Origin of the sequence: Dryocola sp. LX212, assembly GCA_041504365.1 — a bacterium.
GTDB lineage: Bacteria > Pseudomonadota > Gammaproteobacteria > Enterobacterales > Enterobacteriaceae > Dryocola.
The window spans coordinates 4,303,283-4,326,391 of sequence record CP167917.1; the positions used below are offsets into that span (position 1 = coordinate 4,303,283).

The following is a 23,109-nucleotide window of genomic DNA, read 5'->3' on the forward strand; positions in this document are numbered from 1 at the left end:
ACAGATAACTGGGGTGGGGCGTAGAGGGAGGGAGGATGAGAAGCGCTTGCCATCTCCGCAGACTGACGATGTCAATTCGTTCTACCTCTACCAATTAACAGGATGGGACACATGAAAATTAAAACCGGCGCCCGCATTCTCGCTTTGTCAGCTCTGACGACGATGATGTTTTCCGCCTCTGCACTGGCAAAAATTGAAGAAGGCAAACTGGTCATCTGGATTAACGGCGACAAGGGCTACAACGGCCTGGCTGAAGTCGGTAAGAAATTTGAAAAGGATACCGGCATCAAAGTGACCATTGAGCACCCGGACAAGCTGGAAGAGAAGTTCCCGCAGGTTGCGGCGACGGGCGACGGTCCGGACATTATTTTCTGGGCCCATGACCGTTTTGGTGGTTACGCGCAGTCTGGCCTGCTGGCCGAAATCAGCCCGGACAAAGCCTTCCAGGACAAACTCTATCCGTTCACCTGGGACGCGGTTCGCTATAACGGCAAAATCATCGCCTACCCGGTTTCTGTAGAAGCGTTATCGCTGATTTATAACAAAGACCTGGTGCCAAACCCGCCGAAGACCTGGGAAGAGATCCCTGCGCTGGATAAAACGCTGAAGGCGAAGGGCAAGAGCGCACTGATGTTTAACCTGCAGGAGCCGTACTTCACCTGGCCGCTTATCGCCGCCGACGGTGGCTATGCGTTCAAACTCGAAAACGGCAAATACGACGTTAAAGATGTGGGCGTGGACAGCAAAGGCGCGAAAGAAGGCCTGAGCTTCCTGGTCAGTCTCATCAAAAACAAACACATGAATGCCGATACCGACTACTCCATCGCTGAGGCCGCCTTCAACAAAGGCGAAACCGCGATGACCATTAACGGTCCGTGGGCGTGGTCAAACATCGACAAGAGCAAAATCAACTACGGCGTAACGCTGCTGCCAACCTTCAAAGGCAAGCCGTCTAAACCGTTCGTTGGCGTGCTGAGCGCGGGTATCAACGCCGCCAGCCCGAACAAAGAGCTGGCGAAAGAGTTCCTCGAAAACTACCTGATGACCGATCAGGGCCTGGCCGAAGTGAACAAAGACAAGCCGCTTGGCGCCGTGGCGCTGAAATCCTACCAGGAACAGCTGGCGAAAGATCCGCGTATCGCCGCCACCATGGATAACGCCCAGAAAGGCGAAATCATGCCTAACGTTCCGCAGATGGCCTCCTTCTGGTATGCCGTTCGTACCGCGGTAATCAACGCAGTGAGCGGTCGCCAGACCGTTGATGCTGCAATGAAAGACGCTCAGGGACGTATTACTAAGTAAAAAAATGGCGGGTGGCGCAAGGCTTACCCGCCCTACGAAACCTGTAGGGTGGATAAGCGCAGCGTCATCCACCGCGTTAAGTCGTTGTAGAGGAAGACCCCATGGATGCTGTTAAAAGGAAGAGCCGCTGGTGGCAAAACGATGCGCTGAAGTGGTCAGCGGTCGGCTTGTTGGGCCTGCTGGTTGGCTATCTTGTTGTCTTAATGTACGCCCAGGGGGAGTACCTGTTTGCCATCATGACGCTGATTTTAAGCTCGGTTGGCCTGTATATTTACGCTAACCGCAAGGCCTACGCCTGGCGGTACGTCTACCCTGGCCTTGCCGGCATGGGGCTGTTCGTCCTCTTCCCGCTGGTCTGTACCATCGCCATTGCCTTTACCAACTACAGCAGCACCAACCAGCTCACCCAGGAGCGCGCGCAGGAAGTGCTGATGGATCGCCAGTACCAGGCGGGCAAAACGTTTAACTTTGGCCTCTATCCGGCGGGCGACGAGTGGCAGCTTGCCCTCACCGACGGGGAAAGCGGCAGGAATTTTATCTCTGAAAACTTTAAGTTCGGCGGCGAGCAGCACCTGAAGCTCACAGAGGCGGATGCCCTGCCCGCAGGCGATAAAGCCAACCTTCGCGTGATTACCCAAAACCGCGCGGCGCTCACGCAGATCACCGCCGAAATGCCGGATGCCAGCACGCTGACCATGAGCTCCCTGCGCCAGTTCTCCGGCACGCGCGCGCTCTACACGCAGGCCGATAACGGCGAGCTGACCAATAACCAGAGCGGCGTGAAGTACCGTCCGAATAACGATATCGGTTACTACCAGTCCGTTAACGCCGACGGCAGCTGGGGCAACGACCAGTTGAGTCCGGGCTATACCGTCACCATCGGCTGGAAAAACTTCCTGCGCGTCTTCCACGACGAAGGTATTCAGAAGCCGTTCCTCGCCATCTTCGTGTGGACCGTTGTCTTCTCGCTGTTGACCGTGCTGCTCACCGTTGCGGTGGGCATGGTGCTGGCCTGCCTGGTACAGTGGGAATCCCTGAAGGGGAAAGCGATTTATCGCGTGCTGCTGATCCTGCCTTACGCGGTACCCTCGTTTATCTCAATTCTGATCTTCAAGGGGCTGTTTAACCAGAGCTTCGGTGAGATCAACATGATGCTCAGCTCGCTGTTCGGCATCAAACCGGCCTGGTTCAGCGACCCGACTACCTCACGCGCCATGCTGATTATCGTGAATACCTGGCTGGGCTATCCGTACATGATGATCCTGTGCATGGGCCTGCTGAAAGCGATTCCGGACGACCTGTATGAAGCCTCGGCGATGGACGGCGCAGGGCCGTTCCAGAACTTCTTCAAAATCACGCTGCCGCTGCTGATGAAGCCGCTGACGCCGCTGATGATTGCCAGCTTCGCCTTTAACTTTAACAACTTCGTGCTGATCCAGCTGTTGACCAACGGCGGCCCGGACCGCCTCGGCACCACGACCCCCGCGGGCTACACGGACCTGCTGGTAAGCTACACCTATCGCATCGCCTTCGAAGGCGGCGGCGGTCAGGACTTCGGCTTAGCGGCGGCTATCGCCACGCTTATCTTCCTGCTGGTTGGCGCGCTTGCGATTGTTAACCTGAAAGCCACCCGCATGAAGTTTGATTAAGGAGCGACACTCATGGCCATGGTTCAACCCAAATCTCAAAAGCTGCGTATGATCACCACGCACCTGTTTTTACTGCTGTTTATCGCGGCGATTATGTTCCCGCTGCTGATGGTAATTGCGATTTCCCTGCGCCCCGGCAACTTTGCCACCGGCAGCCTGATCCCGGATCAGATCTCCTGGGAGCACTGGAAGCTGGCGCTGGGCTTCAGCGTCGAGCACGCTGACGGACGCGTCACACCGCCGCCGTTCCCTGTGCTGCTGTGGCTGTGGAACTCCATTAAAATCGCGGCGATCACGGCGATGGGTATCGTCGCCCTCTCCACTACCTGCGCCTACGCTTTTGCCCGCATGCGCTTCCCGGGCAAAGCCACGCTGCTGAAAGGGATGCTGATTTTCCAGATGTTCCCGGCGGTGCTGTCACTGGTGGCGCTGTACGCGTTGTTTGACCGCCTGGGCCAGTACATTCCGTTTATCGGGCTGAATACGCACGGTGGGGTGATCTTCGCCTATCTTGGCGGTATCGCGCTGCACGTGTGGACGATTAAAGGCTACTTCGAAACAATTGACGGCTCGCTTGAAGAAGCGGCCTCGCTGGATGGCGCAACGCCGTGGCAGGCCTTCCGCCTGGTGCTGCTGCCGCTCTCCGTGCCGATTCTGGCGGTGGTGTTCATCCTGTCGTTTATCGCGGCGATTACCGAAGTGCCGGTCGCGTCGCTGCTGCTGCGCGACGTGAACAGCTACACCCTGGCAGTGGGCATGCAGCAGTATCTCAACCCGCAAAACTACCTGTGGGGCGACTTTGCCGCGGCGGCCGTGCTGTCCGCAATCCCGATTACCGTGGTGTTCTTACTGGCGCAGCGCTGGCTGGTGAGCGGCCTGACGGCGGGCGGTGTGAAAGGTTAATATTTCCTGTAAGTCAATGCTGTACATTGCTTTAAAGCCACTGTAACTCTCATTAGTCCTCGTATCATTTCTGGCGGCCTTCAGGCCGCCCTTTTTTTATTCCCGCTTTAAACGGCTGCTGTTACACAGCCACAGCGTAATCACCAGCAGCAGAATAGCCCCTGAGTAAATCAGCACGTCGATGGGGGATTTATGGTCGATGATGATCAGCCGCACGATGGCGGTGATGCCAATGTAGACAAAGTAGCGCAGCGGAAAATGATAGCCAGTCTGGAAGTATTTAATAATCAGGGCGATGAATTCGAAGTAGAGGAAATAGACCACCAGCCCTTCAATCAGCAGGTATTTGCTCGCCTGCTCCGTTGGGGCGAACAGCACCTTCGCCAGATGGTAGGTCTCTTTGCCGAGGAAGATAATCAGGATCACGCCCAGGGCCAGCAGGCCAAGGTTGAGCACCGTCTGCATGACGGTAGAGATCCATTCAACGCGGGGTGTGGCAGGCATAACAGTCCCTCTTTATGGTAGTCCAGAAGGAGTGTTATACGTTAAAAGTGTGATCTGGATCGAGATTTTTTGCTTATCTTCCCGTCATGAAAGCTGACGCTGCGCTCCTGCACCCTGGGATTTTGTAGGCCGGATAAGCGCAGCGTCATCCGGCATTCCGTTAACGGAAGTTCAGGCTCCGGTCGCTGGTCATGCTGTACAGATCAAATTTGCGGCCCAGCATCTGCCCGCCGTCTCGCGTCAGTGGCGTCCAGCCAATCTGCGCGCGGGATCGGGTCGGTGACGAGGTGAAGATATCCAGCGGTACGTTTACGTAGAAGCCCTTGGTGAAGTCCCCTTCCCCGTACTCTTCCTTCGAAACGTTGGTGATGGTGGCGTAAGTGCCCACCACAATCCCGCTGTCGAAGCGTTTGGATATCTCCAGCGTGCCGCCCTTATCCTTCGCCAGATACTGTCCGACGCTCAGTTTCACCAGCACATCATCGGCAAACGAAGGCGTCCAGTAGCCCGTCAGGTGGCCGGTCGGCGCGCTGTAATCGGTAAACTTCATCATGTCCTGCGCGCTGCGCCAGTCACGCTGTTTGACGTAGTTGGCGTTAGCGCCAATTGCCCAGTTGCTGTCTACAGGACGGTAAAGCACCTCAGCACCCGCACCGCCGTACATGGTTTCCAGATAGCCGCCGTAAACCTGTCCGTACCAGCTATTGCCCAGATACTGGAAGTAGTTAGCCTGCAGGTTGTTGACATAGATATCGTTTTCCACGTAGTCACGAACGTGGGTACGCACGCGCGGCAGCGTCGAATCGTTCGGCGGGTTGGTGTAGTTAAATTTATCGTAGTTATTGGCGATGTTGGCAAAAATGCTGCCGGTGGTCAGCAGGTGGTCTGTCACCCACCAGTCGGCGGTGCCCATCACCCCGACCTGATACATGTAGAAGCTCTCCGGGCCGCCGATTGACTGATTCAGCACCGGGTTGAGCGAGAAGTTCACCTTCGACTTGTCGATGTAGTAACCCTGCTCGGTAGTTTCCGGAACAATCGGCTCCTCACGCTTCTGCACCAGCTGCGTCTCATGCCCCAGCGGCTCGCCTTCCAGATGGTGGCGCAGGCTGGAAACGTCGGTTTCGGTGGTCACCTGCGGCATATTCAGACGCGTCTCGGTAATGCGGATGGTCTGGATATTCTCCGGCAGATCGTTCATTACGATGCGATTTGCGCGCTCAATGCCTTCGCGGGAGTCACGATATTTCACCTGCTCGCCAGTGACGTACAGCGTGTCGCCCTTCACCTGAATATTCGGATTCGCAAGACCGGCGTTGTATTTCAGCATCGTCAGCTGGTTCGCCACAACGTTATGCTGGAGGATCTCATCCTGTGGATTAGGCTGGTACTGCGGGCGACGGTTGTCGTTATAGCCGGGACGGAGATCGTTAAAGTTAGTGCGCAGCGTGAAGCCGAACATCACGGTATTGCCGCGCTCATAGCTGACGTTAACGTCGGCCCAATCGGTCACCCGATAGATCGCGCCGACGTTAAAGTTGCTGCGCTGCTCGAGCTTGCCCGCAAAGTCCTGGCTGTAGTTGTTCCCTTCGTATTCCAGCTTCAGACGCAGCGGCTGCCACGGCGTCTGGTATTCGATACCGCCGAACAGGGAAGCCGGGCCGTGGAACATACCGCTGAAGTTGAAGGAACCTGCCTGGTTGTAGCTGTTATCGCGATTGCAGAAGCTGTTGCTGACTTCGCAGAACGGATTTTTCACGTTGCCGCTGGTGCCCATATAGCCCCAGCCCATGCCCAGCGAGAAATCGAACGGCCCCCAGGCTTTGCTCGCCACCACGTATTCGCCGTCAAACAGGCCCGTACCGCCTAAATCCCTCACCCCTGCGGAGACTTCCGGCAGGTAATAGCCCTCTTCCCACAGGCGCACTTTCATATCGAAAGCCTTATCTTTGTAGGTCTGGTCACCGGAGAAGGCGTCTACGGAGCTGTACTGTCTGGTGCGCACGTCGGTGTAGCGCAGCGTGGTTTCCAGCCACGGGAAGAGCTGGATAGAAGCGGAGTAAAAGCGGTACTGGTCATTATCGCGGTAGTTAGCGCTGAACTCGCCGGTGCGGGCCATGCGTGCGGTTGGGGTTTGCAGCAGGCCCACGCCGCCGAAGTCGGATTGCGAAGGGCCAATGGGGGCCGGGAAAGTTTCGGCGTGGCAGGCGGTGGAGACGGCCAGCGCCAGCAGGCTGTAGATATATTTATTTTTCATCAATCCGGAATCCGATGGGTCAGGGAAGTAAGGATTTGCTGGTTCAGGGCGTTGAACGCGGAGTCGAACAGGCGATCGGAGAAGCCGACAAACAGAATGCTGCCCGGCAGCAGCTCAACGTGGCGCTTGTTCCAGTAGGCGACGGGCGCTTTTTCGGTTTTGCCATCGGGATAAACCACCCAGGCGTAGCTGCGGTCGGCGCCGCTGAGCAGATTCACATCTTCCAGATACTCAGCCGCAGTGCGACCGGCGATGAACGGTTTGACGCCTGGTGAGCTCACCAGCCCCATCAGCGTGATAGTCGTCGGCTGCGGCCCTGCCCACAGGCTGTATTCCCCTTGCAGGGTGACGTTGGAGCGTGGACGCAGGCGAACCCAGTCCGGGTCGAGATTGACGAACTGGCGCCCTGTTACCTTGATAGCCTGTAGCTGCTGACGCACGCTGTTGATTGCGGCAGCGTCATCACCTTCTTCCTGGGCGGCAAACCCGCCCAGCGCGGCGAGCAGTTTTTGATGCTGCTGTTCAGCAGCCGCAGAAGCCTGCCGCTCGCTAATAACGGCACCCGGCCACCAGGCGCGGCTCAGAGAAGGCTGAGTGACTAAATCCCCCAGCCGCTCGACGCTGGTAAGCGTTTCCGCTGCCTGTTGGTTCCCCGGGTAAACGGTGACGTTACCGGCGGCGTAGAGATAAGAGCTGCTGAACGTCAGCAGAGCGGCTAAACATAGTGTCGTCTGTCGGCGGATGACGCTGCGCTTATCCGCCCTGCGTGGACCGGTGCTTAAAATCGATAAGCCGTGTGCCATCCACCGTGTTTTAAAGGCTGTTATTTTCATTATTTCGCCGCCTTCAGCAGAACCGTGGTAATCGGCCAGTAGTCCGGGCCAAGGTATTGTTTTGACTGGCGGATATGACCGTCGCTATCTACCCAAAAACGGTTGTGCCAGGTTTTACCGGAGGCCGTCACCTCTTCATCCAGAACGCGCACCGGCGTAACGCTGCTGCCCACTTTCAGGGTGTCGCTGCCATCCCAGCGGAAGGTAGAGCGCGCCGTCGCCATGCGCACCTGCTGATGTTCGGTCCATGCCATTTGCCGTGTCCAGGCCGCACCGTCGATAATCTGGTTCACCTTTGCCAGCGGATCGTCCGTCAGGTTGCTGACCTGCGTCAGGTTGTCGCCAAGGCCGACCGTCTTCACCACCCGGCCGTTCTGGGTAACGAGGGTCGCCCGATCCTGAGTCACCCATTTCTGCTGGCCGTTCTCGTCATAGGCCAGCACCACGAATAATTGCGGGCCGCCGTTGATGCTCATGTACTGGCTGGCGTAACGCATATTCTGAATATCGTCATCGGTGAGCTGCACGCCGTCCGTGCCCACGATGCTGTGCCAGAGCGAAGTACCGAGACCCTTAGTGGTGGCAGAACAGGCCTGAAGTAACAGGCAAACAACAAGAATTGAAAGTCGCTGCACGACGTATCCCCGGATTCAAAATAACCACACCGAAGTGTGGTTAGGGTTAAAACACCCGTGAAATTACTGGGTGCTGGTCGTCGTGGTCGTGGTAGTCCCGGTATTTGAACCGTCGCCACCACCGGTGGCAGCAAGCGCTACCCCCATTGCTGACCCGACTGTACTGGCGCTGGTCGCAGAAGAACTCCCTGCGGACACAGAAGTAGCCTGCGCGCCAGCTGCTTCACCCACTGCTACCGGGTCAGCACTTGCCGCGCCAGCCGCTGCCAGCGTGAATATGGCGAGAGCGCCATAAATGACTTTTTTCATAACAATTTCCCTTCATTGAATGAATGGAGATTTGCCCGAAAGAGTTTCAGGCGGGATCGAGTATACACAACTAAAGATGACAATCAGGGCGATGGGGAAATAGGGAAGGCGTTTTAAGACAAGTGGAAATAATAACCTTTTAACAGTTATTATTGATAATATAAAACCATTAAAATCATCATCTTAATAGAAATATAAATATTACCCATGATCTAATTACCCCTAAAATAACCCCGAGTTAATACAGGGCCATAAGATTTTTTAGGATTAACCTCAGCGGGAAAAATTAGCGATATAACGAGGCAAGGAGAATTATCTTATAAATAAGCCGGCGCAGGTGGCCGGCTTATTTTATTTATGGCTTAGCTTATTACTTAAGCACGCCAGGACTTATAACGGTTAATTAAGCCGTTGGTGGAGCTGTCGTGGCTGCTGATTTGTTTGTCGTCACCCAGCTCCGGCAGGATGCGGTTAGCCAGCTGTTTGCCAAGCTCAACGCCCCACTGGTCAAAGGTGAAGATGTTCAGGATAGCGCCCTGGGTGAAGATCTTGTGTTCGTACAGGGCGATTAGCGCGCCGAGGCTGAACGGGGTGATCTCACGCAGCAGGATGGAGTTGGTCGGACGGTTGCCTTCGAAGACCTTGAACGGCACAACGTGTTCCAGCGTTTTTGGATCTTTGCCCTGGTCCGCGTATTCCTGCTCAACCACGTCGCGCGCTTTACCAAACGCCAGCGCTTCGGTCTGCGCGAAGAAGTTGGACAGCAGCTTAGGATGGTGATCGGAAAGCGGGTTGTGGGTGGTAGCAGGCGCGATGAAGTCGCAAGGAACCATTTTGGTACCCTGGTGAATCAGCTGGTAGAACGCGTGCTGGCCGTTGGTGCCCGGCTCGCCCCAGATGATTGGGCCCGTCTGGTAATCCACCGCGTTACCGTTACGGTCAACGTATTTGCCGTTGGATTCCATATTGCCCTGCTGGAAGTAGGCGGCGAAACGGTGCATGTACTGGTCGTACGGTAGAATGGCTTCTGTTTCCGCGCCGAAGAAGTTGTTGTACCAGATACCGATCAGCGCCAGCAGCACCGGCAGGTTCTGCTCCGCAGGCGTGTTCGCGAAGTGTTTATCCATCGCGTGTGCGCCGCTCAGCAGCTCAACAAAGTTGTCGTAGCCAACGGACAGAATGATGGACAGGCCAATCGCGGACCACAGGGAGTATCGCCCGCCGACCCAGTCCCAGAACTCGAACATGTTCGCCGTATCGATACCGAACTCGCCCACTGCTTTCGCATTGGTGGAGAGCGCAGCGAAGTGCTTAGCAACGTGCTTGTTATCGCCAGCCGTTTCCAGGAACCAGTCGCGCGCGCTGTGGGCGTTGGTCATGGTTTCTTGCGTGGTGAAGGTTTTGGAAGCAACCAGGAAGAGGGTGGTTTCCGGATCGACGTTTTTCAGCACTTCCGCAATGTGCGTGCCGTCAACGTTGGAAACAAAGTGCATGTTCAGGTGGTTTTTGTACGGACGCAGCGCTTCGGTCACCATGAACGGGCCGAGGTCAGAGCCGCCGATACCGATGTTTACCACGTCGGTGATCGCTTTACCGGTGTAGCCTTTCCAGCTGCCGCTGATGATGCTTTCGGAGAAGGTTTTCATCTTCTCAAGCACCGCGTTCACTTCCGGCATCACATCTTTCCCGTCAACCACGATCGGAGTATTGCTACGGTTACGCAGCGCCACATGCAGCACGGCGCGGTCTTCAGTGCGGTTGATCTTCTCGCCGGAGAACATCGACTTGATCGCACCCTGCAGATCCGTCTCTTTTGCCAGCGCCTGCAGCTTAGTCAGCGTCTCGGCGGTAATGCGGTTTTTAGAAAAATCCACCAGCATTAAATCATCGAACGTGGCGGAAAACTTACCAAAACGGTCGGCATCCTGGGCGAAAAGCTCGGCGATGGTGACATTTTTCATATCGTCATAATGCGCCTGTAAAGCCTGCCATGCAGCGGTCTGCGTTGGGTTGATATTCTTCATAGCGTTACCCTTTTGATTTGAGAACTGTGACTGCGGTCAATTGTATATCCACAAAACGGGATTTGGGATGATCTTTCTGCCATTGGACGGCGAATAGCGTTTCGGATTATGTGGTCGAGAAAAAGTGTTAGGGTGCATCGGCACCGGCTATGACCGCGTCTACACTGAGAAAAACAGTATGGCCTCGTAAACCAGGTAAGGTAAAAATTTTATGGAATTGTCTGTACCCCTTTTGTTGGTGATTATTACTATCGCCTCGCTGGCGGCGCAATGGCTGGCGTGGCTTGTGCGCTTACCCGCCATCCTGCCGCTGCTCGTCTTTGGCTTAGTTCTTGGCCCCTTTACCGGCATCCTCAATCCGGATGCGCTTTTTGGAGATCTGCTCTTCCCTATCGTCTCGCTTTCCGTTGCCATTATTTTGTTTGAAGGGGCGCTGACCCTGCGCTTTGACGAGATACGCGGGCTGGGCGGCGTAGTCCGAAATCTGGTCAGCGTCGGCATGCTGATTACGTTTAGCGTCATCAGCCTGGCCTGCTGGTGGCTGCTGGGGCTTACCCCGGAGCTGGCTGCGCTCGTAGGAGCCGTGACCGTGGTCACCGGGCCAACGGTTATCGCGCCGCTGATGCGCGTTGTACGCCCGAATGCCGCGATCAACCAGGTGCTGCGCTGGGAAGGGATAGTTATCGACCCGGTGGGGGCGATTTTCACCCTGCTGGTCTTTGAATTCATTACCCTGCGCCAGGAGGCCGGTTCCTCACTTCATCTGCTGGTGATTTTCGGGCAGACCGTCGCGGTGGGGTTGATTACCGGGGCCATCTTTGGCTGGCTGTTGGGTACGGCACTGAAGCGCGTCTGGCTGCCGGGCTACCTGCAAAACTTTGCGGTGCTGGCGATTGTGCTGCTGACGTTTGGCATATCTAACGCGCTATCCGACGAGTCGGGCCTGCTGGCGGTCACGATCCTCGGCATCTGGCTGGCGAACATGCGGGACGTCGACGTCAGCGATATCGTCGAGTTTAAAGAAGAGCTGTCCGCGATCCTGATCTCCGCTTTATTTATTATTCTTGCCGCACGCCTGGACGTTCACGGCGTGCTGGCGATGGGCTGGCCGCTGGTTGCCCTGCTGCTGGTTATCCAGTTTATCGCCCGTCCGCTCTGCATCGCCGCCTCAACCGTTGGCTCCACGCTCACCGGGCGAGACAGGCTGCTGCTGTGCTGGATTGCGCCGCGCGGGATTGTCGCCGCGGCGGTCAGCTCCCTGTTTGCGCTTACGCTTGAGCGCAACGGCTACGAGGGCGCGGACAAACTGGTGAGCGTGGTGTTCGCAATTATCATCGGTACCGTAGTGGTGCAGAGCCTGACCAGCGCCCCGCTGGCGAAATTCCTTAAGGTACAGCAGCGTAAGCCCCGGGGGGTGCTGATCATCGGTGCCAATACCGTGGCCCGCACCCTGGCCCACGCGCTGGTGAAGCAAAATATACCGGTCCTGCTGACCGATAACAGCTGGGAATACTACCGGCTTGCGCGCATGGAAGGATTGCCTGCGTACTATGGCAACGCCTGGTCCGAGCATGCTGAGAACTATCTCGACCTGAGCAATACGGCACAGGTGCTTGCGCTCTCCCCTAACCGCCATCAGAACGCGCTGGCCGTCTATCACTTCAGCCACCTGCTGGGCAGCGAAAAAGTCTTCGCCATTCGCTCCGGCTCGCCGCTCAAAGGGCGCATCAGCAACGAAAGCGCACGCTTCCGCCGCCTTGAAAGATTGTTCCCAGAGGACGTGACGTGGAACAGCCTGAGCAGCCAGATAGCCAAAGGTGCCGTCGTCAAAGCTACTCGCCTGAACGAGAACTTCGGCTGGCTGGAATACATGGAGAAAAACAGCGGCGTGGTGCCGTTATTTGCGCTGCCGGAGGACGGGCGACTCATCTCTATGAGCGGCAAAACCACCCCGGCGCTGCCCTGTACGATGATTGCGCTAGTACAGAATGAAAAATCCGCAACGTCTAAACGTTGACATCATCGCCGTAACATTTTATTTCTATACGCCTAACTTGTTCAGTTTGAGCAAGCCAGAAGAGGCGCGTCGTCCAGGTAGTGTGTTTGAGGAGCCAGTCCGCAGACAGCACATGAGGGGGAACGACGCCGAGGTAACGCGCAGAAGGCAATGTTCGTTATCGGCCGCAGGGGCTGAATCCCCTGGGTTGTCACCAGAAGCGTTCGGCAGTCGGACGTTTATACCCGAATTAATTGGCGTTGCAGCAAGGCAGCAAGCTAATGAATCCCGATGAGCTTACATAGGTAAGTGATTCGGGTGAGTTAGCGCAGACAACGCCGCTGCAGCGTCAAGAAATCGGGTAGACAAGGTGGGGCGCTTCTGGGTGTATCCGTAGTTTATCTCTTCTACGTCTGCCCCGTATCCCGCTCTTCCCTTGTGCCAAGGCTGAAAATTTACCGCCATACGAATGGCCCCCTGACACGAGGTAGTTATGTCTTATCCACAAACAGTAGTAGCCAAATTTGGCGGCACCAGCGTCGCGGATTTCGAGGCAATGAACCGCAGCGCCGACGTTGTGCTGGGCGATGCAAACGTTCGCCTGGTGGTGCTTTCCGCTTCTGCGGGCGTCACCAACCTGCTTGTCGCCCTGGCTGAAGGCCTGGAAGCGACGGAACGCTTCGTCAAACTCGACGCCATTCGCAAAATTCAGTACGACATCGTTGAACGCCTGAGCAACCCGCAGATTATCCGCGAAGAAGTCGAACGCCTGTTAGAAAACATCACTACCCTGGCCGAAGCCGCTTCGCTGGCGACCTCTACCGCGCTGACCGACGAACTAGTCAGCCACGGAGAACTGATGTCCACACTGCTGTTTGTCGAGATCCTGCGTGAGCGTCAGGTTGACGCCCAGTGGTTTGATATCCGCAAAATCATGCGCACCAACGACCGCTTTGGCCGCGCCGAGCCGGACGTTGCAGCCTTAGCGGAACTCGCGGAGCAGCAGCTACAGCCGCGTATCGCAGAATCTCTGATCATCACGCAGGGCTTTATCGGTAGCGAAGCGAAAGGCCGCACCACGACGCTTGGCCGCGGCGGTAGCGATTACACAGCAGCGCTGCTGGGCGAAGCGCTCCATGCCAGCCGCGTGGATATCTGGACGGACGTGCCGGGCATCTACACCACCGACCCTCGCGTGGTGCCAGCGGCAAAACGCATCGATAAAATTGGCTTCGAAGAAGCGGCTGAGATGGCTACCTTTGGGGCGAAAGTTCTGCATCCTGCGACGCTGCTGCCAGCCGTTCGCTGCGATATTCCGGTTTTCGTCGGCTCCAGCAAAGATCCGAAGGCGGGCGGCACGCTGGTCTGTAACGAAACGGATAACCCACCGCTTTTCCGCGCGCTGGCGCTGCGTCGCAAGCAAACGCTGCTGACCCTCCACAGCCTGAACATGCTGCACTCCCGGGGCTTCCTGGCCGAGGTGTTCAGCATCCTGGCACGCCATAATATCTCCGTCGACCTGATTACCACCTCTGAAGTGAGCGTCGCGCTGACGCTGGATACCACCGGCTCCACCTCAACGGGCGACAGCCTGCTGACTACCTCGCTGCTCACCGAACTCTCGTCTTTATGCCGTGTAGAAGTGGAGGAGAACCTGGCGCTGGTCGCGCTGATCGGCAACAAACTTTCCCAGGCCTGCGGCGTGGGCAAAGAGGTGTTTGGCGTGCTGGAGCCGTTTAATATCCGCATGATCTGCTACGGCGCATCCAGCTACAACCTCTGTTTCCTGGTGCCGGGTGGCGATGCGGAGCAGGTCGTGCAAAAGTTGCACCATAATCTGTTTGAATAAAATGTAATCTCATGCGATGAATACAAAATGCCGGGCTCGCTCCCGGCATTTTCATAACCAGAAATAACACAACAACCCCTTGCAAGGATCACAACATGCTCGCGATTTTAACCCGGCTGTTTCCGCTCTGGGCGGTACTGCTGTCCGTACTCGCCTACTCCTCTCCCGGCACGTTCACCCCAATCGGTCCATGGGTCAGCACGCTGCTGATGCTCATCATGTTCGGCATGGGCGTACATCTGCGCATTGATGACTTCAAGCGTGTTCTGTCGCGCCCGGCCCCCGTGGCTGCCGGTACTTTCCTGCATTACCTGATTATGCCGCTGGCGGCGTGGGTGTTGGCGAAGCTGTTTCATATGCCACCCGACCTCTCCGCAGGCATGGTGCTGGTGGGCAGCGTGGCGAGCGGTACGGCATCAAACGTGATGATTTATCTGGCGAAGGGGGATGTGGCGCTGTCGGTAACCATCTCGTCCGTGTCTACGCTGGTCGGCGTTTTTGCCACACCTTTGCTGACCCGGCTGTACGTGGATGCCGACATCAAAGTGGACGTCATGGGGATGCTGCTGAGCATTCTGCAAATCGTGGTGATCCCGATTGGGCTGGGGTTAATCGTTCACCACCTCTTCCCGCGCCTGGTGAAGCGCGTGGAGACTTATCTGCCCGCGTTTTCCATGCTGTGCATCCTGGCGATTATCAGCGCCGTGGTGGCAGGCTCCGCCTCGCACATCGCCTCCGTCGGGCTGATGGTGATTATCGCGGTCATTCTGCACAACGGCATCGGCCTGCTGAGCGGCTACTGGGGTGGACGCCTGTTCGGCTTCGACGAATCCACCTGCCGCACGCTGGCCATTGAGGTGGGCATGCAGAACTCAGGCCTGGCGGCAACGCTCGGCAAAATCTACTTCTCGCCTCTGGCTGCCCTGCCCGGCGCGCTGTTCTCCGTCTGGCATAACCTTTCCGGCTCGCTGCTGGCGGGCTACTGGTCCGGTAAATCTATCAGGTCGGATAAGCAGCGGAAGATGAAAAAACACCGCGCTTAAGGTGGCAATAGCCCGGGCGACCGGGCTTTTTTGTTTCTGTGCGGCGAAGAACGTGATTTTTACTGAGCTGGCGGGCGCTTTGCTTTACACTGGAAATCCTTTCCTTAAGAGGTCGCAACGATGTCCACAGCAAAACTGACACAGCAAGACATGACGGAAAGTGAGCAGCGCGAACTGAAAACGCTGCTCGACCGCGCGCGCATTGCAGAAGGCCGCACGCTGACCAACTCAGAAATCAACCACATCAAAAAAGAGTACAGCGATAAGCTGATGGCCGAGCGCGAACTTGCTGCTAAAAAAGCCCGCGCCCTGAAAAAGCAAAAAGCATTAAAACCTGATACCTCAGCGACCTACTCCTGGTCTGCTAATACACATATTCGTGGGAAGCGCTAATCTAGCGACTCAGAGAGGATAAAGTTGCTGTGGTTGCTGGCCGCAATGACGTCATTAGAAAAATAACCCGGAAAATCAATCCATTGATTTTCCTCTGCTAACCACAAAAAAGGAAAAACTACGTTTTATCCTTCTTTGTCAGCAGCCTTAACGCCCTTTCTTCTTGCGCCCTGGCTGGGCAAAGCGTTTACGTGATGCCAGCTCTGCCGGGGTTTTTGCACTGCTTTTCGGCCCGCTGACGACAGGTTTTTTGATCGCCGCAGCCGGTTTCGCCTTCGGTTTCTTCGCAGGCTTAGCCTCCGAAGAAGAATCTTCAATCAGCTTAAAGAGCTCCACCAGCTCGTCATCCGTCAGATCGCGCCATTCGCCCAGCGGCAGCCCTTTCATGCTGACGTTCATAATCCGGGTACGCTCAAGCTTCGTGACTTCATAGCCGAAGTGTTCGCACATGCGGCGAATCTGGCGGTTAAGCCCCTGCACCAGCGTAATGCGGAAAACAAACGGCGCTTCTTTCTTCACCTTACATTTCTTAGTGACGGTACCCAGCATCGGCACGCCCGCGCCCATGCCACGAATGAAGTCGTCTGTGACCGGCTTGTTTACCGTGACGATGTACTCTTTCTCGTGGTCGTTCCCGGCGCGAAGGATCTTGTTCACCAGATCGCCGTGGTTAGTGAGGAAGATCAGCCCCTGCGAGTCTTTATCCAGACGGCCAATCGGGAACACGCGTTTGCTGTGGTTCACGAAATCAACGATGTTGTCGCGTTCGGCGTCTTCCGTGGTGCTGACGATGCCCACCGGTTTATTCAGCGCTATCAGCACCAAATCGTCTTCGTTACGGGGTTCGATAAGCTGACCGTTGACCTTCACCACATCGCCGGCAAAAACCTGATCGCCAATCGCGGCGCGCTTGCCGTTAATAAAAACGTTTCCCTGTTCGATGTAGCGGTCGGCGTCGCGGCGCGAGCAGATGCCGCTCTCGCTGATGTATTTGTTCAGGCGAATGGATGAGTTGGTCAGCATGGTTCCTCCGTAAAAAAACGGACTATACCTTACCCTTCGGACGTTGCGAACAGCCCAGCCACACTTTGCTTGATTATCTGGAGATTTCTCGCAAATGAGTAAAAGGCTTTGCGGCCCACCTTCCAATTTAGTTTTTACCCGGTTGAATGCCCCGGCCCCTACGGCTACTTTCCCGTTTCCTGTAGTCAACGTGTAATTTAAAAACTACAATCATCTATGAACGGACTCAAACAAACGGACGCCTACCGCCGCTGGGAGGCAAGCCTTAAAGATAAAGCAGCAAAAGCATACATCGCTGCGCGGCTGCATCGCCTCGTCGATGGCCTGACGGGGGATGTCAAACCTGTTGGCAGCGGTATTAGTGAACTTCGCATTCATTATGGCCCCGGCTATCGAATCTATTTTCAGCAGCGTAACAGAACTATAGTTTTGCTTTTATGCGGCGGAACTAAACGCTCGCAGCAGCAGGATATCTTAATGGAAAAATATCTGGCCAGGATTTGGATTGATGAGGAGCAAGAGGATGAAACTTAAGATAACGGATTACGATTTTACTGCGGCACTGGTCGATGACGAAGCCATCGCCATTTTTATAGCCGATGCTCTTGAAACGGGCGATGCCGCACATATTGCGAACGCATTAGGTATTGTTGCGAGAACGAAAGGAATGGCTTCTATTGCCGCCGATACGGGCTTATCCCGCGAGCAGCTTTATCGTTCCTTCAGCGAGGAAGGCAACCCCACCCTGAAAACTACGCTGGCCGTAATGAAGGCTTTGGGTATCGAGCTGACGGCTAAAATGCCGAAGTGAATGATTAACTACAGCTTACGGGCGACAAACATTTAGTTTGCCGCCCACCGAAGCGTTACTGTGGTTTGGCCGCGATCGCGGCTAATTGATAAACACTAATATTCGTCCCGCTCGTCATCGTCGTCCGGCTGTTCCAGCACGCTGTAAGCGACAGCACAGAACAGCGAATTCAGACGTTTCATGTCCCCCAGCAGCCCCAGGTGCAGCGAACTGGTTTCGATGCTCTGCACGTTTTGCTGATGGAGGCGATCGACGTGCGCATGGGAGTAGCGGCGGTTCAGAATCCTGAAGCGGTGTTTGTTACGACGCAAACGACGGGCGCTGTTAACGTCCCCAGAGAAGAACACCGACAGGCTCAGCTTCAGGTTGCTGGTCAGCTGTTGAAGCAGGGTATCCAGCTCCGTCAGGCCATCCGGGGAAAACGCCCGGCGTGCGGAGAGAGATTTGTCGGCAACCTCGCTACCCATACGCTCGATGATATCCGCGGCCTGTTCGAGATTCAGCGACATCTCGATAATCTCCGCCCAGCGGCGGGATTCTATTTCAGCCAGATCCTCTTTTTGCATCTGTGCCATGTACAGTTTGATGGCGGTATAAAGCACGTCTACGTCATCGGCCAACTTGCGCAGCTCCTTCTCCTGACGCGGTTCGCCGTGCATCACTTTGCTCCACGTCTCCAGCATCTGCTCAAGCACGTCCCCCATGCGTAACGTTTCACGGGCGGCATTCGACAGGCCAAGCGCAGGCGTATCCAGCGCCGTCGGATCGAGGTGTTTCGGCTTCATGCGCCCATCGATTTCCGGCGCTTCGCTGATTACGCGGCGGCAGAAGCGCGCCATTGGCTCGGCGAACGGCACCATCGCAAGACAGCGAATGAGGTTGTAGAAAACATGGAAGTAGATCACCAGCTCAGATTCAGGGAGCGGCAAATGATGCATCCAACGGGCCAGGATATGCACGAACGGCAGGACGATTAAACTGCCCACCAGCTTGAACAGCAGGCTGCCAAGCGCAACGCGGCGGGCGGCGGCATTGGCGGCGCTATTGTTAATCATCGCCAACAGCCCGGAACCGAGATTCGCGCCGATGACCAGACAAAGCGCAACGTCAAAGGAAATCACGCCCGTCGAGGTTAATGTCGCGGTCAGCAGCACGGCTGCAAGGCTGGAGTAGCTGATGATGGCAAACATTGCGCCAATCAGCGCATCAAGCATGATATCGCCGGTTAGGGAAGCGAAGATCACCTGCACGCCGGAGGCCTGAGTGATAGGCGTCACGGCGGCCACGATCAGCTCCAGCGCCTGCAAAATTAAACCCAGTCCAATCGCTACCCGCCCCAGCTGCCCCGCGCGGGACTGCTTACGGCTGAGAAAAAATATCACCCCGACGAAAATCAGCAGCGGCGAAAGCCACGAGAGATCGAACGTCAGCACGCGCGCCATCAGCGCTGTACCCACGTCGGCCCCAAGCACAATCACCAGAGCAGGCGTTAGCGCGACGAGATCCTGAGCCACAAAAGAGGTGACCAGCATAGTGGTGGCATTACTGCTCTGGACAAGCGCGGTAACGCCAATGCCCGCACAGAAAGCGAGCGGTTTTTTTTCAACGCTGCGGCTAAGCACACTACGGAGATTGGCGCCGTAAACGCGCATGATCCCGGTGCGCACAATGTGCGTCCCCCAGACCAATAGCGCCACCGCAGAAAGCAGATGCAGTAAAGTAAGCACACTTTCTCCTGGTTAGTTAGATCGGAAATTCCTTCTCTTTCGAGTATATACGGATTGGCGACAATAAGGGGGCGGGAGGCATTTGTGGGGTGGATAAGCGCAAGCGTCATCCACCGTTGAAATGTTGTCGGGAGAGCTGGCGCTTACCCGACCTGCAAAATATCAGTCTGCGTCGTACCCCAGGTTCGGGGCCAGCCAGCGTTCGACGTCCGTCACGGACATGCCTTTACGACGGGCGTAGTCCTCAACCTGATCGCGCTGAATTTGTGCTACGGCGTAGTACTTGCTGTCCGGGTGGCTGAAGTACCAGCCGGAAACCGACGCGCCCGGCCACATGGCGTAGGATTCGGTCAGCTTCATGCCAATGACGTTTTCGACGTCCAGCAGTTCCCAGATGGTGGCCTTTTCGGTGTGTTCCGGACAGGCCGGATAGCCGGGAGCAGGACGGATCCCCTGGTAGTTCTCGCGGATCAGCTCTTCGTTGCTGAGGTTTTCCGTCGGCGCATAGCCCCAGTAAACCTTACGCACCCGCTCATGCAGATATTCCGCAAAGGCTTCCGCCAGACGGTCCGCCAGCGCCTTTAGCATGATTTTGTTGTAATCATCGTGCTGCGCCTCATAGGCATCCGCGAGCGCGTCTTCTTCCATACCGCCCGTGACGGCAAAGGCACCAATGTAATCCGCTTTCCCACTGCTTTTTGGCGCAACGAAATCGGCCAGGCAGTAGTTGGCGAAACCCACCTTCTCCGTTTGCTGGCGAAGGTGATGCGCGACGGTCAGCACGCGCGTTCGCGTCTCATCGCGATAAATTTCTATGTCATCCACAACGCGGTTAGCCGGGAACAGCCCCACTACGCCGCGCGGGTTGAGGGCTTTTTCCGCGTGAAGCTTGTCGAGCATTTCGTTAGCGTCTTTGAACAGGCGCTGCGCCTCTTCGCCTACCACCTCATCTTCAAGGATGCGCGGGTATTTGCCAGCCAGCGACCAGGTCATGAAGAACGGCGTCCAGTCGATGTAGTTGCGCAGCGTTTCGATACTGGCCGTCACTTCCTGCACGCCCAGACGATGGGCGACCGGCGGCGTATAGCTTGACCAGTCGAAGGCCAGATCGTTTTCACGGGCTGCGGCAAGCGTGACCGGCGGAGTACGCGGTTTCTTGCGGGCGTGCTGGGTACGCACGGTTTCGTACTCTTTACGCGTGCGGGCAACAAAATCATCGTACTGCGTCGAGGAAAGCAGGGCGGAGACCACGCCTACGGTACGCGAGGCGTTCTGCACGTAGACCGTTGGGCCGCTGTAGTTCTGCTCGATTTTCACCGCCGTGTGCGCTTTGGACGTTGTCGCCCCGCCAATCAGCAGCGGCAGCGTGAAGCCCTGGCGCTCCATCTCTTTGGCAACGTTGACCATTTCGTCCAGCGACGGGGTGATAAGCCCGGACAGGCCGATGATATCCGCCCCCACTTCGCGGGCAGTTTTGAGGATTTTCTCCCCCGGCACCATTACGCCAAGGTCGATGATTTCGTAGTTGTTACACTGCAGCACGACGCCAACAATGTTTTTACCGATGTCGTGAACGTCGCCTTTTACGGTAGCGAGGACGATTTTGCCGTTGGTCGAGCCTTTCTCTTTGCTGGCTTCAATGTACGGTTCGAGATAGGCCACTGCCTGCTTCATGACTCGGGCAGACTTCACCACCTGCGGAAGGAACATTTTCCCTTCTCCGAACAGATCGCCTACCACGTTCATGCCGGCCATCAGCGGCCCTTCAATAACCTCAATCGGGCGCGCGGCCTGCTGGCGGGCCTCTTCGGTATCCAGTTCGATAAATTCGGTGATGCCTTTGACCAGCGAGTAGGAGAGGCGTTTTTCGACGTCCCAGCTGCGCCATTCCGCCTGCTGAGCGTTGGCGGTGTCGTCGCTTTTGGTCCCGCGATATTTCTCTGCCAGATCCAGCAGGCGCTCGGTGCTGTCGTCGCGGCGGTTAAGAATCACATCTTCTACCGCGTCGCGCAGCTCCTGCGAGAGGTCGTCATAAATCGCCAGCTGCCCGGCGTTAACGATCCCCATGTCCATGCCGTTACGGATGGCGTAGTAAAGGAACACGGCGTGAATCGCCTCGCGCACCGGGTCGTTGCCCCGGAAGGAGAACGACACGTTCGACACGCCGCCTGAAATCATCGCATGCGGCAGCTCGCGCTTAATGTCTTCACAGGCGCCGATGAAGTCCTGAGCATAGTTATTGTGTTCTTCGATGCCCGTCGCCACCGCGAAAATGTTCGGGTCAAAGATAATATCTTCCGGCGGGAAGCCGACCTCTTCGGTCAAAATCTTGTAGGCGCGGCGGCAAATTTCGATTTTACGCGCGCGGGTATCCGCCTGCCCCTCTTCGTCAAAGGCCATCACCACCATCGCGGCGCCGTAGCGACGCACCAGTTTCGCATGGTGGATAAACTGCTCGACCCCCTCTTTCATGGAGATGGAGTTAACGATGCCCTTGCCCTGGATGCACTTAAGGCCCTTTTCGATGACGTCCCATTTAGAGGAGTCGATCATGATCGGCACACGGGCGATGTCCGGCTCGCCGGCAATCAGGTTCAGGAAGCGCACCATCGCCGCCTCGGCGTCGAGCATCCCTTCGTCCATGTTGATATCGATGATCTGCGCGCCGCTTTCGACCTGCTGGAGAGCAACTTCCAGCGCTTCGTTGTATTTCTCTTCTTTGATCAGCCGCTTAAATTTAGCGGAGCCGGTGACGTTGGTCCGCTCGCCGACGTTCACAAACAGGCTGTCCGCGCCGATATTTAGCGGTTCAAGCCCCGCCAGACGGCAGGCAACCGGCAGCTCAGGCAGCCTGCGGGGCGCAACGCCTTCAACCGCCCTGCTCATCGCCGCGATGTGTTCGGGCGTGGTGCCGCAGCAGCCGCCGACGATATTCAGGAAGCCCGCCTGCGCCCACTCGCCAATCTGCTCGGCCATAGTGTTGGCATCCAGATCGTACTCGCCAAAGGCGTTAGGCAGACCCGCATTCGGGTGGGCGGTGACGTAACATTCCGCAATGCGCGACAGCTCGGCGACGTACTGACGCAGTTCGTCCGGCCCCAACGCGCAGTTCAGACCAAAGGTCAGCGCGTCCGCGTGGCGCAGGGAGTTATAGAACGCTTCTGTCGTCTGTCCGGAAAGGGTGCGGCCAGACGCATCGGTTATCGTGCCGGAAATCATGATTGGCAAATCGACGCCCAGCGCTTCAAATTCAGCTTTTACGGCAAAGATTGCCGCTTTGGCGTTCAGGGTATCGAACACCGTTTCGATCATAATCAGGTCAACGCCGCCTTCCACCAGCGCGCGGGTGGATTCGCGATAGGCGTCCACCAGCTGGTCAAAGGTGACGTTGCGAAATGCGGGATCGTTAACGTCCGGTGAGATAGAGGCCGTGCGGTTAGTTGGGCCCAGTACCCCCGCAACATAGCGCGGTTTTTCAGGCTGACGGGCCGTCCACTCATCGGCACAGGCGCGGGCCAGCTTTGCGGCTTCGTAGTTGATTTCCGCCGACAGGGACTCCATCTGGTAATCCGCCATCGCGATGGTCGTGGAGTTGAAGGTGTTGGTTTCGACGATGTCGGCACCCGCTTCAAAGTAGGCATAGTGGATCGCGGCGATAATTTCCGGTTTGCTCAGCACCAGAAGGTCGTTGTTACCCTTCAGATCGGACGGCCAGTCCGCAAAGCGTTCACCACGGAAATCGCTCTCTTCAAGACGGTAGCTCTGGATCATCGTGCCCATGCCACCATCCAGTACCAGAATGCGTTCTTGCAACTGCTTGTGCAGTTTTTCTACTTTGTTGCTCAACTCAG

Annotated in this window: 18 protein-coding genes and 1 riboswitch; of the genes, 9 read left to right on the plus strand and 9 right to left on the minus strand. The window is 56.4% G+C overall.

Translation table 11 applies throughout. The features are described from left to right. Positions 1–111 precede the first annotated feature (111 nt). The 3 genes from malE (at position 112) to malG (ending at position 3,854) form a co-directional block, all read left to right on the plus strand. Positions 112–1,302, plus strand: a complete 1,191-nt coding sequence (gene malE / locus ACA108_20660) for a maltose/maltodextrin ABC transporter substrate-binding protein MalE (GenBank protein XEX95705.1) — start codon at positions 112–114, stop codon at positions 1,300–1,302. Positions 1,303–1,403: 101 nt separating this feature from the next. Further along, complete coding sequence (gene malF / locus ACA108_20665; protein XEX95706.1) at positions 1,404–2,951, plus strand: maltose ABC transporter permease MalF; 1,548 nt, start codon at positions 1,404–1,406, stop codon at positions 2,949–2,951. Between the two features lie 12 nt (positions 2,952–2,963). Beyond that, positions 2,964–3,854 (plus strand): maltose ABC transporter permease MalG, encoded by an 891-nt coding sequence (gene malG, locus ACA108_20670; protein XEX95707.1) that lies wholly within the window; start codon positions 2,964–2,966, stop codon positions 3,852–3,854. 96 nt (positions 3,855–3,950) lie between these two features. On the opposite strand, the gene psiE is transcribed toward malG, so the two are convergent. From psiE to pgi, 6 genes are all read right to left on the minus strand, one after another. Beyond that, on the minus strand, positions 3,951–4,358 hold the full coding sequence (psiE, locus tag ACA108_20675) for a phosphate-starvation-inducible protein PsiE (protein XEX95708.1): 408 nt from the start codon (positions 4,356–4,358) through the stop codon (positions 3,951–3,953). Positions 4,359–4,518: 160 nt separating this feature from the next. Beyond that, complete coding sequence (locus ACA108_20680) at positions 4,519–6,615, minus strand: YjbH domain-containing protein (GenBank protein ID XEX95709.1); 2,097 nt, start codon at positions 6,613–6,615, stop codon at positions 4,519–4,521. Continuing rightward, positions 6,615–7,358, minus strand: coding sequence for a capsule biosynthesis GfcC D2 domain-containing protein (locus ACA108_20685; GenBank protein XEX98177.1), 744 nt, complete (start codon positions 7,356–7,358; stop codon positions 6,615–6,617). Before ACA108_20685 ends, ACA108_20680 begins: the two co-directional genes overlap by 1 nt. 89 nt (positions 7,359–7,447) lie before the next feature. Then, on the minus strand, positions 7,448–8,083 hold the full coding sequence (locus ACA108_20690; GenBank protein ID XEX95710.1) for a YjbF family lipoprotein: 636 nt from the start codon (positions 8,081–8,083) through the stop codon (positions 7,448–7,450). Positions 8,084–8,146: 63 nt separating this feature from the next. Then, the gene (gene yjbE, locus ACA108_20695) at positions 8,147–8,392 is read right to left on the minus strand and encodes an exopolysaccharide production protein YjbE (protein XEX95711.1); all 246 of its coding nucleotides are present in this window, start codon (positions 8,390–8,392) and stop codon (positions 8,147–8,149) included. Positions 8,393–8,766: 374 nt separating this feature from the next. After that, positions 8,767–10,416 (minus strand): glucose-6-phosphate isomerase, encoded by a 1,650-nt coding sequence (gene pgi, locus ACA108_20700; protein ID XEX95712.1) that lies wholly within the window; start codon positions 10,414–10,416, stop codon positions 8,767–8,769. A 211-nt stretch (positions 10,417–10,627) separates the two neighbouring features. Between pgi and ACA108_20705 the strand changes: the two genes are divergently transcribed. The 4 genes from ACA108_20705 (at position 10,628) to ACA108_20720 (ending at position 15,697) form a co-directional block, all read left to right on the plus strand. Beyond that, positions 10,628–12,433, plus strand: coding sequence for a cation:proton antiporter (locus ACA108_20705; protein XEX95713.1), 1,806 nt, complete (start codon positions 10,628–10,630; stop codon positions 12,431–12,433). Between the two features lie 51 nt (positions 12,434–12,484). After that, positions 12,485–12,801, plus strand: a riboswitch (Lysine riboswitch). A 104-nt stretch (positions 12,802–12,905) separates the two neighbouring features. Then, positions 12,906–14,261: a lysine-sensitive aspartokinase 3 gene (gene lysC / locus ACA108_20710; GenBank protein ID XEX95714.1), complete on the plus strand. Its 1,356-nt coding sequence runs from the start codon at positions 12,906–12,908 to the stop codon at positions 14,259–14,261. Between the two features lie 95 nt (positions 14,262–14,356). Then, a complete protein-coding gene (gene panS / locus ACA108_20715; GenBank protein XEX95715.1) occupies positions 14,357–15,304 on the plus strand; it encodes a ketopantoate/pantoate/pantothenate transporter PanS in 948 nt (315 codons plus the stop codon). Positions 15,305–15,424: 120 nt separating this feature from the next. Continuing rightward, a complete protein-coding gene (locus ACA108_20720) occupies positions 15,425–15,697 on the plus strand; it encodes a DUF3811 domain-containing protein (protein XEX95716.1) in 273 nt (90 codons plus the stop codon). A 147-nt stretch (positions 15,698–15,844) separates the two neighbouring features. On the opposite strand, the gene rluF is transcribed toward ACA108_20720, so the two are convergent. After that, positions 15,845–16,720, minus strand: a complete 876-nt coding sequence (rluF, locus tag ACA108_20725; GenBank protein ID XEX95717.1) for a 23S rRNA pseudouridine(2604) synthase RluF — start codon at positions 16,718–16,720, stop codon at positions 15,845–15,847. A 216-nt stretch (positions 16,721–16,936) separates the two neighbouring features. Between rluF and ACA108_20730 the strand changes: the two genes are divergently transcribed. Together ACA108_20730 and ACA108_20735 are read left to right on the plus strand one after the other, a co-directional pair. Beyond that, positions 16,937–17,254 (plus strand): type II toxin-antitoxin system RelE/ParE family toxin, encoded by a 318-nt coding sequence (locus ACA108_20730; GenBank protein XEX95718.1) that lies wholly within the window; start codon positions 16,937–16,939, stop codon positions 17,252–17,254. Then, on the plus strand, positions 17,244–17,531 hold the full coding sequence (locus ACA108_20735; GenBank protein ID XEX95719.1) for an addiction module antidote protein: 288 nt from the start codon (positions 17,244–17,246) through the stop codon (positions 17,529–17,531). The genes ACA108_20730 and ACA108_20735 overlap by 11 nt, the downstream gene beginning before the upstream one ends. 95 nt (positions 17,532–17,626) lie before the next feature. Here the strand turns inward: ACA108_20735 and ACA108_20740 are convergent, their stop codons facing one another. Continuing rightward, a complete protein-coding gene (locus ACA108_20740; protein ID XEX95720.1) occupies positions 17,627–19,258 on the minus strand; it encodes a Na/Pi cotransporter family protein in 1,632 nt (543 codons plus the stop codon). Positions 19,259–19,420: 162 nt separating this feature from the next. Then, the gene (gene metH / locus ACA108_20745; protein ID XEX95721.1) at positions 19,421–23,104 is read right to left on the minus strand and encodes a methionine synthase; all 3,684 of its coding nucleotides are present in this window, start codon (positions 23,102–23,104) and stop codon (positions 19,421–19,423) included. Between the last annotated feature and the right edge of the window lie 5 nt (positions 23,105–23,109).

Bases quoted from the DNA above. Each gene is read 5' to 3' on its own strand.
- malE (XEX95705.1), top strand. From the start codon at position 112: ATGAAAATTAAAACCGGCGCCCGCATTCTCGCTTTGTCAGCTCTGACG.
- malF (XEX95706.1), top strand. From the start codon at position 1,404: ATGGATGCTGTTAAAAGGAAGAGCCGCTGGTGGCAAAACGATGCGCTG.
- malG (XEX95707.1), top strand. From the start codon at position 2,964: ATGGCCATGGTTCAACCCAAATCTCAAAAGCTGCGTATGATCACCACG.
- psiE (XEX95708.1), bottom strand. From the start codon at position 4,358: ATGCCTGCCACACCCCGCGTTGAATGGATCTCTACCGTCATGCAGACG.
- ACA108_20680 (XEX95709.1), bottom strand. From the start codon at position 6,615: ATGAAAAATAAATATATCTACAGCCTGCTGGCGCTGGCCGTCTCCACC.
- yjbE (XEX95711.1), bottom strand. From the start codon at position 8,392: ATGAAAAAAGTCATTTATGGCGCTCTCGCCATATTCACGCTGGCAGCG.
- pgi (XEX95712.1), bottom strand. From the start codon at position 10,416: ATGAAGAATATCAACCCAACGCAGACCGCTGCATGGCAGGCTTTACAG.
- ACA108_20705 (XEX95713.1), top strand. From the start codon at position 10,628: ATGGAATTGTCTGTACCCCTTTTGTTGGTGATTATTACTATCGCCTCG.
- lysC (XEX95714.1), top strand. From the start codon at position 12,906: ATGTCTTATCCACAAACAGTAGTAGCCAAATTTGGCGGCACCAGCGTC.
- panS (XEX95715.1), top strand. From the start codon at position 14,357: ATGCTCGCGATTTTAACCCGGCTGTTTCCGCTCTGGGCGGTACTGCTG.
- ACA108_20720 (XEX95716.1), top strand. From the start codon at position 15,425: ATGTCCACAGCAAAACTGACACAGCAAGACATGACGGAAAGTGAGCAG.
- rluF (XEX95717.1), bottom strand. From the start codon at position 16,720: ATGCTGACCAACTCATCCATTCGCCTGAACAAATACATCAGCGAGAGC.
- ACA108_20730 (XEX95718.1), top strand. From the start codon at position 16,937: ATGAACGGACTCAAACAAACGGACGCCTACCGCCGCTGGGAGGCAAGC.
- ACA108_20735 (XEX95719.1), top strand. From the start codon at position 17,244: ATGAAACTTAAGATAACGGATTACGATTTTACTGCGGCACTGGTCGAT.